We start from the raw sequence: 14,049 nt of genomic DNA, 5'->3' as shown, positions 1-14,049 counted from the left end.
AGCGGCCTTTGCTTTTTCTTCCGTATGTGATTACACTGATAATATGGAAGAAACTTTATCTTATAGAAACACATTAAAATATTTCACAATGACACTTGCCGCCATAGTGATTATTGGCGTGATAATGGTTTATTCTTCCAGCTATATGTATGCGAAAGAAGTTTACGGCTCTTCAGTGTATTACCTGTTGCGTCAGTGTATCTATCTTATTGTTTCAGTTGGTCTATGTATCTTTGTCGCAAAATCAAAATATAAGTTTTGGTATAAATTTAGTTATCAGTTAAATATTGCGGCCTCGTTTATTTTGACACTAACTTTTGTTCCGGGCCTAGGTAACCTCGCAAAAGGTGCTAATCGTTGGATCCGTTTGGGGCCGTTATCATTCCAGCCAGGTGAGATGGTGAAGTACACCATCTTATTATCTGCAATTTACTTCTTTGAGAATTTTTCATTACTCGATAAAAATAAAAAAATTAAATATGCGATCAGTCTCGTTTATCCTTTGATGCTTCTATTGTTACAACCTGACTTTGGGACATTTTCAATTTGTTTCGCGGTTGTGGCCTTCGCTTGTTTTCTTAGTTCGTTTCCTCGCAAATGGTTTTATAGCTTTGTAACATCTGGATTTGTACTTGGACTTATTCTCCTTGTATCTCAACCATATCGTGTAAGAAGACTGTTGGCCTTCATGGATCCTTGGAAAAATGCACAAGGAAGTGGTTTTCAGGTTATTCAATCTTGGATAGGTTTTGCGAATGGTGGATTTTTTGGGAAAGGCCCAGGAAATTCAATTGAAAAACTATTTTATTTGCCAGAGGCCCATAACGATTTCATTTTTTCTGTGATCGGTGAGGAGTTGGGGTTTGTTGGTGTCTTCTTTATCATTTCACTTTATGTCTCTCTTATATATTTTGGATTTAGATTGGCCGTAAAGGCCCAGTCAAAAATTTCATATTTAATTATTACTTCTTTAGTCTTTATCTTAGGACTACAAACTCTATTAAACATGGGAGTCGTTCTTGGACTTCTACCTACGAAAGGCCTAAACTTACCGTTTATTAGTTATGGGGGATCTTCATTACTTGCAAACTTTTTTGCCATTGGACTGATTTTATCAGCAAGTCGCAATAGAGATATGAGACAAGAGGAAGAACAAAGCACGCATGAGTCTATCGATGTTCACAGCGAATTTCGTGACAGAATGCGCCTCCAAGGTGTAAGAAAAGAAGCATAATTTTAATTGGAGTACATCATGCTTACAATTCGTAAGAATGTGAAAATACATTTTATTGGTATTGGTGGTATTGGAATGAGCGGTATTGCTGAAGTTCTACTATCGCTTGGTTATAAAGTTTCAGGTTCAGATATTTCTGAATCAGCAAACGTTTTAAAGTTAAAGAATCTTGGTGCCGAAATTTATATTGGTCACAAAGAAGAAAATATTCAAGACGTAACAGTCATCGTTTACAGCTCAGCTATTGATGATAAAAATCCTGAAGTCAAAAAGGCGAGAGAATTAAATATTCCTATTATGAGAAGGGCCGAGATGTTGGCCGAGCTTATGAGACTTAAGTATGGTCTTGCTATCGCGGGAACACATGGAAAGACAACGACGACAAGTTTTCTTGCGACAATTATGCAAGAGAGTGATTACGATCCAACTTATATCATTGGTGGAATCGTTAAGAACTTAAATGGTCATGCTAAAGTTGGTCAAGGTCAATGTCTTGTTGCCGAGGCCGATGAATCCGATGGATCATTTCTTCTATTAAATCCAATCATGTCTGTAATCACAAATATTGATAATGATCACATGGACTTTTATGGAAGTGAGGAAAAACTTTTCGACGCTTTCGAAAGCTTTGCGAATAAAGTTCCTTTTTACGGAGTATGTGCACTTAATGCACATGATGAAAGGCTAATGCAGATTAAGGCCAATATGAAAAAACCATCTGTAACTTTTGGTGTAGAAATTGAAGCAGACTTTTCTGCTCAAAATGTAGAGTACAAAACTTTTGGCTCAACATTTGATCTACACCATGATGGTAAATTTGTAGCAAAGATTAATATTAATCTTCCAGGTAAGCACAATACTTTAAATGCTCTTGGGGCCATTTGTATTGCTTATAATATGGGCGTAAGTTTTGAGTTAATTGCTAAGTCAATTTGCAAATTTGATGGTGTTGGAAGACGTTTCCAGTTGTTAAAGACAAAAGATAATTTTGAAATGATTGACGACTATGCTCACCACCCAACAGAGATTGCGACAACACTTAAGACTCTTAAAGAAACAAGAAAAGAAAAAAAAGTTGTTTGTATTTTTGAACCTCATAGATACACGAGAACAAGAGACTGTTGGAATCTTTTCTTACACTGTTTTAATTATGCAGATGAGCTCTATATTGCTCCAATCTATCCAGCAAGTGAGCAACCAATCGATGGCATCACATCAGATCGCCTCATTGAAGATTTGAATAAACTTCATCCCCAGTTTGCTCGTAAGTTATCTCAGACAAAAGATCTTGAATCATTATCTGCAGAATTAGAAAAAAATGGTGAACAGATTACGGTTGTAACTTTAGGTGCTGGTTCTATCGGAAAAATCGCTAGAGAGTGGGCCGAAAAATAAAATGAGCTACTTAAATCAAATCGCAAATCTTTCAGATGTTACGTTTGAAAAAGATGCAGATCTTACAAAATATTCGACTATGAAACTTGTGGCCAAGGGAGACTTGGTCACGGTTACAAGTGTCGATTCATTAATTGAAATTCAAAAAATTTTTAAAGAAAATAAAATTTCTCCAAGAATTATCGGAATGGGTGCGAATCAGTTATTACCAGTCCAAAGTGATGCCCCCTACCTCATTCTAAAGTTTCCCTTTGAAAAAGAAAGTTGTGATGAACTTCGTGACGAATATGTTTTTCCAGCAAGTGTTAGGTTGAGTACCTTAACAAGTATGGCCTCGAAGTTTGGATTACTTGGTTGGGAGTCTTTCACTGGTGTTCCTGCGTCGTTAGGTGGGGCGATCGTGATGAATGCTGGGACTAACCTTGGTGAGATTGGTCCTCTTGTAACGTCTGTGAAGTATGTAAATAGTGACGGTGAAATTTGTGAACATACTCCAACTAGTGAAAGTTTCAGTTATAGACATTGCAATTTTTTGAAAAAAGGTGACATCATCATTCAAGTTACAATGAAACATTTCGGTGTTGATGCACAGCTTCGAGAAAAAATTAAAAACTATCTCGACCTTAGAAATAGAACTCAGCCAATGAGTGAAAAGACATGTGGTTGTATTTTTAAAAATAGTAAAGGCCTTGTTACTTGCAGGGCCGGAATGTTTATTGATATAATGGGTTTGAAGGGTTTAACGTATAAAGGTGTTCGAGTCAGTAATAAGCATGCCAATTTTATGGAAAATTTTGGTGGCAGTAATTACGATGACGTTGTTAAACTCATTGAAATTGTTAAGTCTGAACTAAAACTCCAGTATGGAGTTGATTTTGAAACGGAAGTCAAAATTGATTAAAACGATATCGCTATTCACACTCATATTAAGTTCAACTTCATTTGCTGCTGTAGATGAGCAAAGTGGCGATGTTAATTACAGAACTTCTTTCGGAAGCTGTCCGGCCAGGGCCGCAGGTACGCTTACTCTTCAATTGATGAAGAACTTTGAAGCAAATCACTCATTAAAAGATCTAAAGTATAAAATTCTTCATGAAAAATTAGCAGAGAAGCACTTCATCTCTGATTATAAAATTAGCTACGATCCTCTAAGAAAATTTTTGAAATTTACTTACGAGTGTCCAGAACCACTGATGAAAGTTCAAATCTATAAGAGCAATGGACTTGAATCTTATGAGGCCATCCTTGTAGATAACGGCCAACTTTTTGATCCTACTTATGAAGTTCTATTAAGAAGTGAACAAAAATTAAATTACGATCTTCCTTTCTTGGCACTGCCTGTAGGTGAGATGGAAGATGAAATTCAAACAAAAGTCACAAGTCTTGTTAAAGATATGGATTTGATTTTCAGAAAGAAATTATCTGAAGTGATCATCAATGAATCCAAGGAATTAACAATCATTCTTTCTATTAAGGGTCACCCTTCTAGTGTCTTTGTGGGACCAGATAAATGGGAAGAAAAAGTTCAAAAGTTGAGAAAAATAGTCTCTTATATGGAGACGAAGCAAAAAATCCCCGCCATTATAAACCTTACAAATCCAAAAAAAGTTGTTGTCAAGTTCAAAGACAAATTCTAAAATTTTTTTGTAACCTATTTATGAGGAAAATTTTTCCTACATAGATAGGTAGATTTAATGAATAAATCTTAACAGTGAGAAAGGAATCTCATGGAAAGAAACGTCATCGTAGGACTTGATGTTGGAACAACTAAAGTCTGCACAATTGTTGGAATCAAACACGCTAATCAAGAATTAGAGATTATTGGTATTGGAACGCATCCAAGCTACGGTCTTAAAAAAGGCTCAGTAGTGAATATTGATAAGACAGTTAAGTCGATTCAAAATTCACTAGAAGAAGCACGTTTAATGGCCGGGGTGAATATCCATAGCGCAACTATCGGTGTGGCCGGAAGTCATATCTATAGTTTCAATAGCTCTGGTGTCGTAGCAGTTAAAGGTAAAGAAATTACTGAGCAAGATGTGGATAGAGTTCTTGAAGCAGCTAAAGCTGTAGTGATCCCATCGGATAGAGAAATTCTTCACGTTATCCCACAAGAGTTTAGAGTAGATAATACTCCAGGAATTAAGAATCCTGTAGGAATGTGTGGTGTTCGTCTTGAAGCTCACGTACATATAGTTACGGGTTCAATTTCACTTATTCAAAACCTAGTTAAGTGTGTTGAACAAACAGGTATTAAAGCTGAACATGTAACACTTCAACCGATTGCTTCTTCAGAAGCAGTTCTTTCTACTGAAGAAAAAGACATGGGTGTTATCCTCGTCGATATTGGCGGTGGAACGACTGATATCGCAGTTTGGAAAGAAGGTAGCTTAATTCACTCACAGATTATTCCTGTCGGTGGAAATCATTTCACAAACGATCTAGCTGTTGCCCTTAAAATCCCTCACGCAGAGGCAGAGAGAATTAAGATCAATCATGGATCTGTTTTAGCTGAACAATTAAATCAATCTGCTCATATTACTGTTCAAGGTCTTCCTGGAACAAAACCTCGCGAAGTTCAGTTAAGTATTGTTGCTACAGTGCTTGGTGCGAGAGCTGAAGAGTTATTTGAAATCATTAACAGCATTATTATTGATAAGAGACTTGATAGCGAAATCACTGGTGGAATCGTATTAACTGGTGGTGGAGCTCTTATCAAAGGAATGCCAGAGCTTGGGGAGTATTTACTACAAAGATCAACTAAGGTTGGTTATCCTCACCCATTTGGTGGCATGACAAATATTATGCAAAATCCTAAATTTTCTACAGTATTAGGACTACTCATCGAGGCCAACAAGCGCGGTGGCAGTCACACTATTGTTGAAGAAGATATTGGTAATCAGACGGATCTGATAGGTCGATTAAGCGAATCGCTACGATCAGTGTTCAAGGAAATTTTTTAATTAAAGGGGGAACGCCATGTTCGAAATTTCTGACAATGGAAGTGCTGGATTACATGAAGGCGCAAAAATTAGAGTTATCGGTGTAGGAGGCGGTGGATGTAACGCTGTCAACACAATGATCAAATCTGGACTTTCTGGAGTTGAATACATTGTAGCTAACACGGATTCACAAGCGTTAAACGCAAACTTAGCACCAGTTAAAATTCAACTTGGGGCTGAGATCACAAAAGGTCTTGGTGCTGGAGCAAACCCTGAAGTGGGAAGAAAATCTGCACTAGACGAATATGAACAACTAAGTGAAGTTCTTGAAGGTTCTGACATGGTATTCATCACCGCTGGTATGGGTGGTGGTACAGGTACTGGTGCAGCTCCTGTAATTGCAAAACTTGCAAAAGAACTTGGTGCTCTAACTGTTGGTGTTGTAACTAAGCCATTCTTCTTCGAAGGTAAGAAAAGAATGAGACAAGCAGACCAAGGGATTAAGACACTAGAAGAAAACGTAGATTCACTAATCACTATCCCTAACCAAAGACTACTTTACCTTGCTGGTGAGAGCCTATCTCTTGTAGATACTTTCAAAAAAGCTGATGAAGTTCTTTTAAATGCTGTTAGAGGTATTTCTGATTTAATTAATACAACTGGTAATATCAACGCTGACTTTGCAGACGTTTGTACAGTTATGGCCAATAAAGGTCTTGCCCTTATGGGTACAGGTGTTTGTTCTGGTCCTGATAGAGCAATTAAAGCTGCTACAGAAGCAATCAGCTCACCACTTCTTGAAGATATTTCAATTGATGGTGCAACAGGTATCATCGTTAACATCACTGGTAGTGAGTCACTTACTATGCACGAAGTTAACGAAGCTGTTATGCTTATTATGGAAGCTGCAGATGAAGATGCTGAAGTTATCTTCGGTCAAGCAATTGATGACAGCCTAGAAGATGCAATTAAAGTTACTGTAGTTGCGACAGGTCTTGGTGGAAAAGATAAATCAAGAATGCAAGCTGCTCAGATGCAACAACAAGTTCAACAACATGTTGCACCTGTACAAATGCAAGCTCCTGTTCAACAGCAAATGCATAGACCACAATCACAGGTTCACGTTCAACAACAACCTGTTCAAAGCTTTCAACAATTCGTAGAAGAAGCACCAGTATATGAAGAAGAAGTATATGCTGCTCCAGAAGCAACTGAACAAAGATTTGAACATGCTTGGAATGAAGAAGCTCACCAAGAAGTTGCTATGCAAAGAGCTGAAGCTCCAAGAGTTTCTCCTCTAGTTCAATCAATTCAAAGTGCTGCTCACAAATATGAGAGCCAAAAGCAAAATGATTTCCAAAGTGAAGGTAATATTCACGCGGCCAGCGCTCCTACTCATAGAGTGACTGAATCGACTTCATCTACAACTAGAGCTAAGTCGATCGCTGAGAAACTAGGATTCATCAACTTTGATGAAGAAGAACTAGATACTCCTTCATATTTGAGAAAAGAAGAAACTTCAGTTAAGAGAGATTTTCAAGGAAATCTAGAAAACTAAGTCTTTATTGGGTTCCCCCAACTCAATATACAAGCGCCCCGGATCGCAAGAAAAGGGGCGCTTTTTTATTTTTGTAGGTTGTTCACTTCGCGGGCCATATTTTCAACAAAACGTTGGAGATATGGACATAAATCAGATTTGAAAGATTCGGGACATTCTAACAGTAGCTTTTCATTATTATATTCAATATTCGTCAGCACGATTCTAAATGGACCATCGTGATGAATTTTCCAAGCAAGTGAGTACTTGTCACGTCCAAATGTTCCTGTCCCAAATTTATCATTGGCCTTTTCTGGAATAAGCTCTGAAATAAGAATTGAATATTCGTATGCGATTGAGTTATCTCTCAACTCTCTTTCAATATGGAGAATGTCTCTATCGAGCTTAGAAGATATTGTCTTTTTTGGTGCCTCTTTTTCCATAATCATATTGATCATGTTTTGCAAATCAGCTTTGTTTTGAGGGTTATTCACTTTTAATATCCTTTAACAGAACGAGTTCAGATTTTAACTTTGGAGCATCATCTTCAATTACATGTAATTGAACATAAGTTTCAACAAAATCACCTTCCATATTAATTTTATATTCATTTAAGATATAAGACGGAATTTTATCTTTATCCCAAATGTTTTTCTTGTAGTTATAGATGTATACACCGTTTTGTGGCGTATCTGGAGTCGTTTTTTCGTTAGTAATAGGTATCCATTTATTCTGAGTATAAAGCTTGAAGTGTTCTGGGCACAAATAAACTTTATCCATTTCTTTGAGGCATTGAGCACAAAATTCTTGCTCGCAAATAGAGCAGATTCCTACAGAATTTCGTTCTTTGTGATTTAAGCACAGGCCAGTTGAACTAGTCGCATCTATAACAGGGTGAATTTTAACTCGTTCTCTATTTTTTGGCGGTAAAACAATTGGGTGGTGATTGTTTTTGGTTTTCTTATAAAGCAGATAAACTGCAAAAAGAGCGAGAACAAAGAGCCCAATCATTAGAATGACAAGGGCAATTGCCAGGAAAATTAAAATTTTCTGTTCTGAGAAGTTCATTTCAATATTATAAGAGAATTAAACAAACTGAACAATAGTGATCGGCTTATACCCTAAGATATTGTTCATAAATCGTCTTGTTTCTACCCTTAAATCTTCGCTAGTTTGTTCTAGGAGTTTTACCTTTCTGGTTGCAAGAAAGTTGTGCAGATAATCTAGAAGAACTTCTTTGTGGTCTAAACATAATAAAGGAAGGCCCATAAAATTACATTCAATAGAAATTTTCCTTTTTGATAAGCTCTCTTTGTTAATTGAGATAAAGATCACGCCATTGCAGGCCATTTTTCTTCTTTCTGAAATGGCCGACTTTTCGATTGGAAGATCCTGACCATGAATCAATATTGGTTCTGGAGATGAGTCGGTTGGAACTAAGGTTACTTTTGTTCCTTCGATTTGAACTGAATCAAAGTTTTTAATAACATGAGATGTTGTTTTTGGATAATTGTCATCTATCCATTTGGCATGTTGATACAAAAATTCAGTTTCACCATGAATTGGAATTGCCACATCTGGTGAGAATTGGTCATAGAGAATTCTTAGATCTTCTTTTCCTGGGTGACCTGAGACGTGAATATGGGCCTCGTCATTGTTTATGACTTTTGCCCCAAGTTCATAGAGCGAGTTAATAAGAAGTGAGATTTTCTTTTCACTACCAGGAATGGCCTTTGAACTAATCACAAAAGTATCAGTTTCTTTAACTTTGAAGTTGCTATCCTCGCCTTTTGCGACCCTTCTAAAGGCACCTTTAAAGTCACCTTGGCAGCCGGAAAGAAGAACGATTAGCTTAGGATCATTAGGATCAATTTGATCTAACTCTCTTAATACTTTTGTCTCGTGAATATGCTCACACTCTGTTGCTGTAGCAATGTAATTAATCATTGAGCGACCATGTGGAACAAGTCTTTTTCCGTACTTTTCTGCAAGTAAAATGAAATTGCGGATTCTGAAAACATTGGATGCAAATGACGTTATAAAAATGCGACCATTTGCATTCTTAATAATTTCTTCAAGCTCAGGAAAAATATCCTCTTCAGAAGGTGTATGGAGATTTTTACTTTTAATATTTGTACTATCGGCCAAAAGTATTTTGAACTTCCCTTCTGAATTTTTCTTTAATTTTTCAAAATCAAAATTTGGTTCAAATTTAGCCTTTTGATCGATTTTAAAATCAGAGACAAAGAAAATACTTGTTTCATCGATATTAAGTAGCATTCCATAGGTATCAGGAATTGAATGATTAACTTGAATTGGAAGAACATTAAGGCCATCACATTCAATATAACCATCTCGATTATATAGATGAATTTTCTTAGACATTTTTTTGTGCCCAAGTTTTCTTTCGATTAATTTCTTCGCAAAAAGTGGTGCATGCACTTCGACTTCTGGATATTGGAGAATGAAATGTACAATTGCACCAATATGATCTTCGTGACCATGAGTTATAATTAGTTTATTTGGTGTTTCTTCGACTTTGGATAAATCTGGAATAAGATAGTTGATGTCGAAAAAGTCTTCGTAAGGAAATAAAATTCCACAGTCAATAAGTATAACTTCGTTTTTATATTTGATGAGTGTAGAGTTGGAACCAATTTGACCAACTCCCCCTATTGGCGTGAGAGTAATTTTCTTAGACATTTTTAATATTTAGTCCTGGATCTTTGTAATTAATATTGCCTCTATGAAGTCCATGATCCATATCATCATTAAAGGCCAGCTCTCTAATTTTAGCGGCCAAAATTGAAGCTGCAATATCTGTTTCTTCGCCAACAATGAAATCAGCATGTTGTCTTTGTGGATCAAGGTATTTTTGATACATCGGTCTAACTGTTTCGTAGTATTGTTCGATTACAGATTCAATAGTTCTGCCACGCTCTTTAACATCTCGATTTAATCTTCTTGCGAATCGAATATCTGAATCAACATGAAGAAATGCTCTAATATCTAGAAGCTCACGAATATCAATGTCAAATAGAGTAAAAATACCTTCGAAGATAACAATCTTATTGGCCTTAACGAGATTAGTTTCTTCTTTTCTAGACGATGTTTTGAAGTCATAAATAGGGCATTCAATATCTTTACCGGCCTTAAGATCACGTAAATGCTGTCTTAAAAGTTCCCAATCAAATGCTGCAGGATGATCGTAGTTGGGCTTGCCGTTTTTAGTGTAATGTTCAGTCGGTTGGTTAGGTAAATAGTAAGAATCCATGTGCAGAATAGGGAGATCAAATGAAGCAAAATTTTGTAATTTACTTGCAAATGTTGTTTTTCCCGAACCAGAACCACCTGCTATGCCAATTAAGTACATAATTATCTCCGCTCATGAATAATTTTAGAGTCTTAGTAACATGTACTGTTTACGGATTAAAGGATCAAGGTAATAATTATAACATCAAGCAGAAAAATTAACTCAAGATATTAAGAGGTTAGAATTGTTGTACCGTTTTATTCTTTTAGCCGTTTTTACTTTGTTTTCACACGGAAGCTTCGGTGCAATTAAAGTTGGAATCTCATCTACACCTAGTAATTTAAATCCCTTCTTTTCAACGGATTCAAATTCTCAAAATATAAATAGGCTCGTTCATAAATCATTAATCGACTTTGATGAAAATATGTCTGCGACTTGTCGCTTGTGTGAATCTTTTAGAGAATCACATAAAAGAGATAAGCAAATCATCACATTTAAATTAAAACGAAATCAGAAATTTTGGGATGGCTCAACAATTACCGCAAAAGATGTTGAGAACTCTTGGAAATATATCACTGATGAAACATCCATCAAATCTATCTTCAGATTTGCTTTTGGTCGAATTAAGCAAGTGAAAATTATTAATGATTACGAATTTGAACTTCATTATGATGAATTTAAATTAGATAATTTATCTAATCTAGTACTCTTTAAGATCATAAAGCTTAAGAATCCGGATGCCCCATTCAATGGAGATATCTCAAATATAATAGGTGCCGGAGACTATGAATTAATAAAGAGTGAGGAACTTGCGGTTACACTTAAATCTCTAAGAGGAGAATACCCTAATCTTGAATTCAAAGTCGTTAAAGATGAAACAACCCTTGCGCTTAAGTTATTAAATAACGAAATAGATGCTAGTGTTACAGATATGTCGGCACGTAAATTTAATTGGCTGCAAGAAAATGCAAAGAATTTGAAGTTTTTATCTGTTCCAAGTTCGAATGTTGTTTATATGAATATCAACCACTCAAAAGAACAAATGATGGATGTGAATATTAGAAAAGCTCTATCACATCTAATATCAAGAGAAGCGATTAAAAAATATAAATTTAAAAACAATGTTACGTTATCTAATTCACTTTTTTCAAAGTCATTTAAATCGATGCATCCGGATTTTCAAATTGATAGTTATAATCCTGAATTAGCAAAAAAGTTGTTTGAAAAGGCCGGATACAAAAAGGTTGATGGAAAATGGCAAAAAGATGGAAAACTATTTGTATTAGACTGGAAATCGGCAAATACAAAAAGCACAGTTGAAATTGCTCAAACAATCATTCAGGATTTTGAGAAGTTTGGCATTAATGTTCATTTAACAGTTCAAGAATGGGGAACCTTTATGAAAGGTGTTAAAAAGTCCCAATTTGATCTAATGATAGGGCAATGGGTTGGATTTACAGGCCCAGAAATGCTTAATTTTGTATTCTCATCGGAGTCCTTCCCCCCTAAGGGTGGAAACAGAGGGCTATATAAGAACCCGAAAATGGATGCATTTTTGGCCAAGGCCCAAAGTGAGAAGGATGAACTCATAAGAAACTTTTATTATAGAGAGGCCCTGAAGGTTGCAAATGATGACTATTCGTATATAAACCTATGGCACCCAAATAATCTATGGATCTATAAAAATTGTCTAGGCGGAATTCGCGTATATCCTAATGGAAGTTTTTTAGGTCTCGAACATATCGAGAGTCGTTGTGGAAATTAAAAAATTTACTATTGTTGAAGTTGATTTTGAAAAAGCACCAAATTTACAAGAAGAAGTTAAATATGAAGCTGTTGAAGAATATTCTTGTGATGGGATTGAGGAGTTTTCACTAGATGAGCCACAAGTTGATGAGCTGCTAGGTGAAAGAGCTTACTCTGGTGGAGATGTTCCTGAGTCTGTTATTTCTGAAGTTGAAGAAAGAGCAAATGAAGAAACAAATAACTTCAAATTTAAATTTTACTTCTTCAATGACAATCACGCCGAATCGGCCAAAAACTTTTCTCTCTATTTATCTAGTTTTGAAGAGCTAGCTCATAGTGTTCAAAGTCTTGATTACCAAGATTGGAATGATGAATGGAAAAAACACTATAAACCAATTGAAGTTTCTGAACGAATGACAGTAATTCCAGAATGGTTTAAAGAAGAAAATTACAAAGACAATAAGAAGGCCATTTATATCTATCCTGGAATGGGATTTGGTACAGGAGAGCATGATACAACATATTTATGTCTAAAGTTGTTAGATAGTATTGCAGACGTTTTAACTGAAGGTGCTGACTGTTTGGACTTTGGATGTGGCTCAGGTATTCTTGGAATTGGCGCGATGAAGATGAAAAAAATGTATGTTGAATATGTTGATATCGACAAAGCTGCCCTAGATAATTGTGTTCAAAATTTAGAGTTGAACTTTCACGAGCATGAGCTAAATGGGCAAAGGCTTGTGATAAGAGATCGTTTTGAGCCAAAAAAATATGAATTAGTATTCGCAAATATTCTTCAGCACGTTCTAATTAGCGAGAAACCAACATTAATGGATTCACTAAAAGATGGTTCTTACTTAGTTCTTTCTGGAATTCTAAATGAACAAGTTGAAACAATAATTGATGCTTATAGTGAACTAAGTGTTGTTGATGTAGTCTCTCGTGGTGATTGGAGTGCTATTCTACTCAAAAACTAATTATGAGAGCAGTATACCTTAAAGATATTAGTTTTTCTGAACCATCCCTTGTTGTAACTGAGGATAAAGCGTTTCATTTGATAAAAGTTGTTCGCATTAAAATTGGTGAGCAAATTTTAGTATTAAATGGTCTCGGACAGCGTGCGACATGCAAAGTTGTAGATTGCGATAAGAAAACAGTTTCACTTATTGTTGAACAAGTGAATGATGCCAAAAGAAAGGCCCATATAGACCTTTTGTTAGCACCACCAAAAAAAGACGCTTCTTCAGATATCGTAAAGTACGCATGTGAAATTGGTGTTGGAAAAATCATTCCACTAAAGTCTGCATATTCACAAAATGGTTTGGAATCAGGTGATAGATTAGAAAGACTAATTGAGTCGGGGCTAATTCAGTCTAATAATCCATTTGCGCTATCGGTTGAGAAGGAAGTGACTTTTGAGAACTTAGAGCATTTGTTTTCCCAATATGACCACGTTTTCTATTTTTCATCTGTTTCAGATAAAAATGAAGGAAAGGCAATTTTAGAATCTGATAAGATCCTGTTAATTATTGGACCCGAAGGTGGATTTTCTCCAGAAGAAGAGTCTTTGTTAATAACTTCAAAAAATATTAAGACAAAACAATTCCCAACTTGGATTCTCCGTTCTCAAACTGCTGTATGCGTTAGCGCTGGTTATGTGTTTGGGCTTATGCAAAAGAATTGATGCTTTGTGCATTTTATGAGATTCTAACCTTAACCTGGAGTTAGAAATGGATGAATTTAACATCGATGATATAGATTTTAGACCAATTAATAAAGGCCTTGGATTTCATCACGCTGAAAAAGAAAAAATCACGCAAGTGAAAAAAAATTCTTCAGCTCCAATCGTCTCTAATATTCAGGCGCAAAGAACAGAAATTGTATCTTCACCGCTTCCAACTTCTATGGGGTCAGGAAACTTACATACAGGACCAATTTCTCC

Annotated in this window: 13 protein-coding genes and 1 pseudogene; 10 read left to right on the top strand and 4 right to left on the bottom strand. The window is 35.9% G+C overall.

All coding sequences use genetic code 11. The annotated features are described in order from the left end of the window. Positions 1–43: 43 nt before the first annotated feature. The 6 genes and pseudogenes from ftsW to ftsZ all read left to right on the top strand — a co-directional run. Positions 44–1,234, top strand: a complete 1,191-nt coding sequence (gene ftsW, locus M899_RS17135; protein ID WP_052610377.1) for a putative lipid II flippase FtsW — start codon at positions 44–46, stop codon at positions 1,232–1,234. Between the two features lie 18 nt (positions 1,235–1,252). Further along, positions 1,253–2,629 (top strand): UDP-N-acetylmuramate--L-alanine ligase, encoded by a 1,377-nt coding sequence (gene murC / locus M899_RS17130; protein WP_021272753.1) that lies wholly within the window; start codon positions 1,253–1,255, stop codon positions 2,627–2,629. A 1-nt stretch (position 2,630) separates the two neighbouring features. After that, entirely contained in the window at positions 2,631–3,530 is a 900-nt protein-coding gene (locus M899_RS17125) for a UDP-N-acetylmuramate dehydrogenase (RefSeq protein ID WP_021272769.1), read from the top strand. Continuing rightward, positions 3,505–4,266: a cell division protein FtsQ/DivIB gene (locus M899_RS17120; protein WP_155897255.1), complete on the top strand. Its 762-nt coding sequence runs from the start codon at positions 3,505–3,507 to the stop codon at positions 4,264–4,266. The genes M899_RS17125 and M899_RS17120 overlap by 26 nt, the downstream gene beginning before the upstream one ends. A 90-nt stretch (positions 4,267–4,356) precedes the next feature. Beyond that, positions 4,357–5,592, top strand: coding sequence for a cell division protein FtsA (gene ftsA, locus M899_RS17115; RefSeq protein ID WP_021272785.1), 1,236 nt, complete (start codon positions 4,357–4,359; stop codon positions 5,590–5,592). A gap of 16 nt (positions 5,593–5,608) precedes the next feature. Next, positions 5,609–6,655 (top strand): annotated as a pseudogene (ftsZ, locus tag M899_RS17110) (cell division protein FtsZ); the annotation flags it as partial. A 539-nt stretch (positions 6,656–7,194) separates the two neighbouring features. Here ftsZ and M899_RS17105 read toward each other — a convergent pair. Genes M899_RS17105 through udk form a run of 4 tightly spaced genes read right to left on the bottom strand, consistent with a single transcriptional unit; the run spans position 7,195 to position 10,481 of the window. Beyond that, positions 7,195–7,602: a hypothetical protein gene (locus tag M899_RS17105; protein ID WP_021272776.1), complete on the bottom strand. Its 408-nt coding sequence runs from the start codon at positions 7,600–7,602 to the stop codon at positions 7,195–7,197. Next, complete coding sequence (locus M899_RS17100; protein ID WP_021272768.1) at positions 7,595–8,176, bottom strand: hypothetical protein; 582 nt, start codon at positions 8,174–8,176, stop codon at positions 7,595–7,597. Before M899_RS17100 ends, M899_RS17105 begins: the two co-directional genes overlap by 8 nt. Positions 8,177–8,194: 18 nt before the next feature. Beyond that, complete coding sequence (locus M899_RS17095; RefSeq protein ID WP_021272787.1) at positions 8,195–9,811, bottom strand: ribonuclease J; 1,617 nt, start codon at positions 9,809–9,811, stop codon at positions 8,195–8,197. Continuing rightward, complete coding sequence (udk, locus tag M899_RS17090; RefSeq protein ID WP_021272748.1) at positions 9,804–10,481, bottom strand: uridine kinase; 678 nt, start codon at positions 10,479–10,481, stop codon at positions 9,804–9,806. The genes M899_RS17095 and udk overlap by 8 nt, the downstream gene beginning before the upstream one ends. Positions 10,482–10,605: 124 nt before the next feature. On the opposite strand from udk, the gene M899_RS17085 reads away from it, so the two are divergent. From M899_RS17085 to M899_RS17070, 4 genes are all read left to right on the top strand, one after another. Further along, entirely contained in the window at positions 10,606–12,126 is a 1,521-nt protein-coding gene (locus M899_RS17085; protein ID WP_034730242.1) for an ABC transporter substrate-binding protein, read from the top strand. Continuing rightward, positions 12,116–13,084 carry a 50S ribosomal protein L11 methyltransferase gene (locus M899_RS18140; protein ID WP_021272750.1) on the top strand — a complete coding sequence of 323 codons (969 nt, stop codon included), beginning with the start codon at positions 12,116–12,118 and terminating at the stop codon, positions 13,082–13,084. The genes M899_RS17085 and M899_RS18140 overlap by 11 nt, the downstream gene beginning before the upstream one ends. Before the next feature lie 2 nt (positions 13,085–13,086). Further along, on the top strand, positions 13,087–13,791 hold the full coding sequence (locus tag M899_RS17075) for an RsmE family RNA methyltransferase (RefSeq protein WP_034730239.1): 705 nt from the start codon (positions 13,087–13,089) through the stop codon (positions 13,789–13,791). A 46-nt stretch (positions 13,792–13,837) separates the two neighbouring features. Beyond that, a partial coding sequence (locus M899_RS17070) for a hypothetical protein (protein WP_021272758.1) occupies positions 13,838–14,049 on the top strand: 212 nt, incomplete at its 3' end.

This window comes from Bacteriovorax sp. BSW11_IV (genome assembly GCF_000447755.1).
In the GTDB taxonomy this organism is placed as follows: domain Bacteria; phylum Bdellovibrionota; class Bacteriovoracia; order Bacteriovoracales; family Bacteriovoracaceae; genus BSW11-IV.
This window is presented reverse-complemented; position numbering and strand designations above follow the sequence as displayed.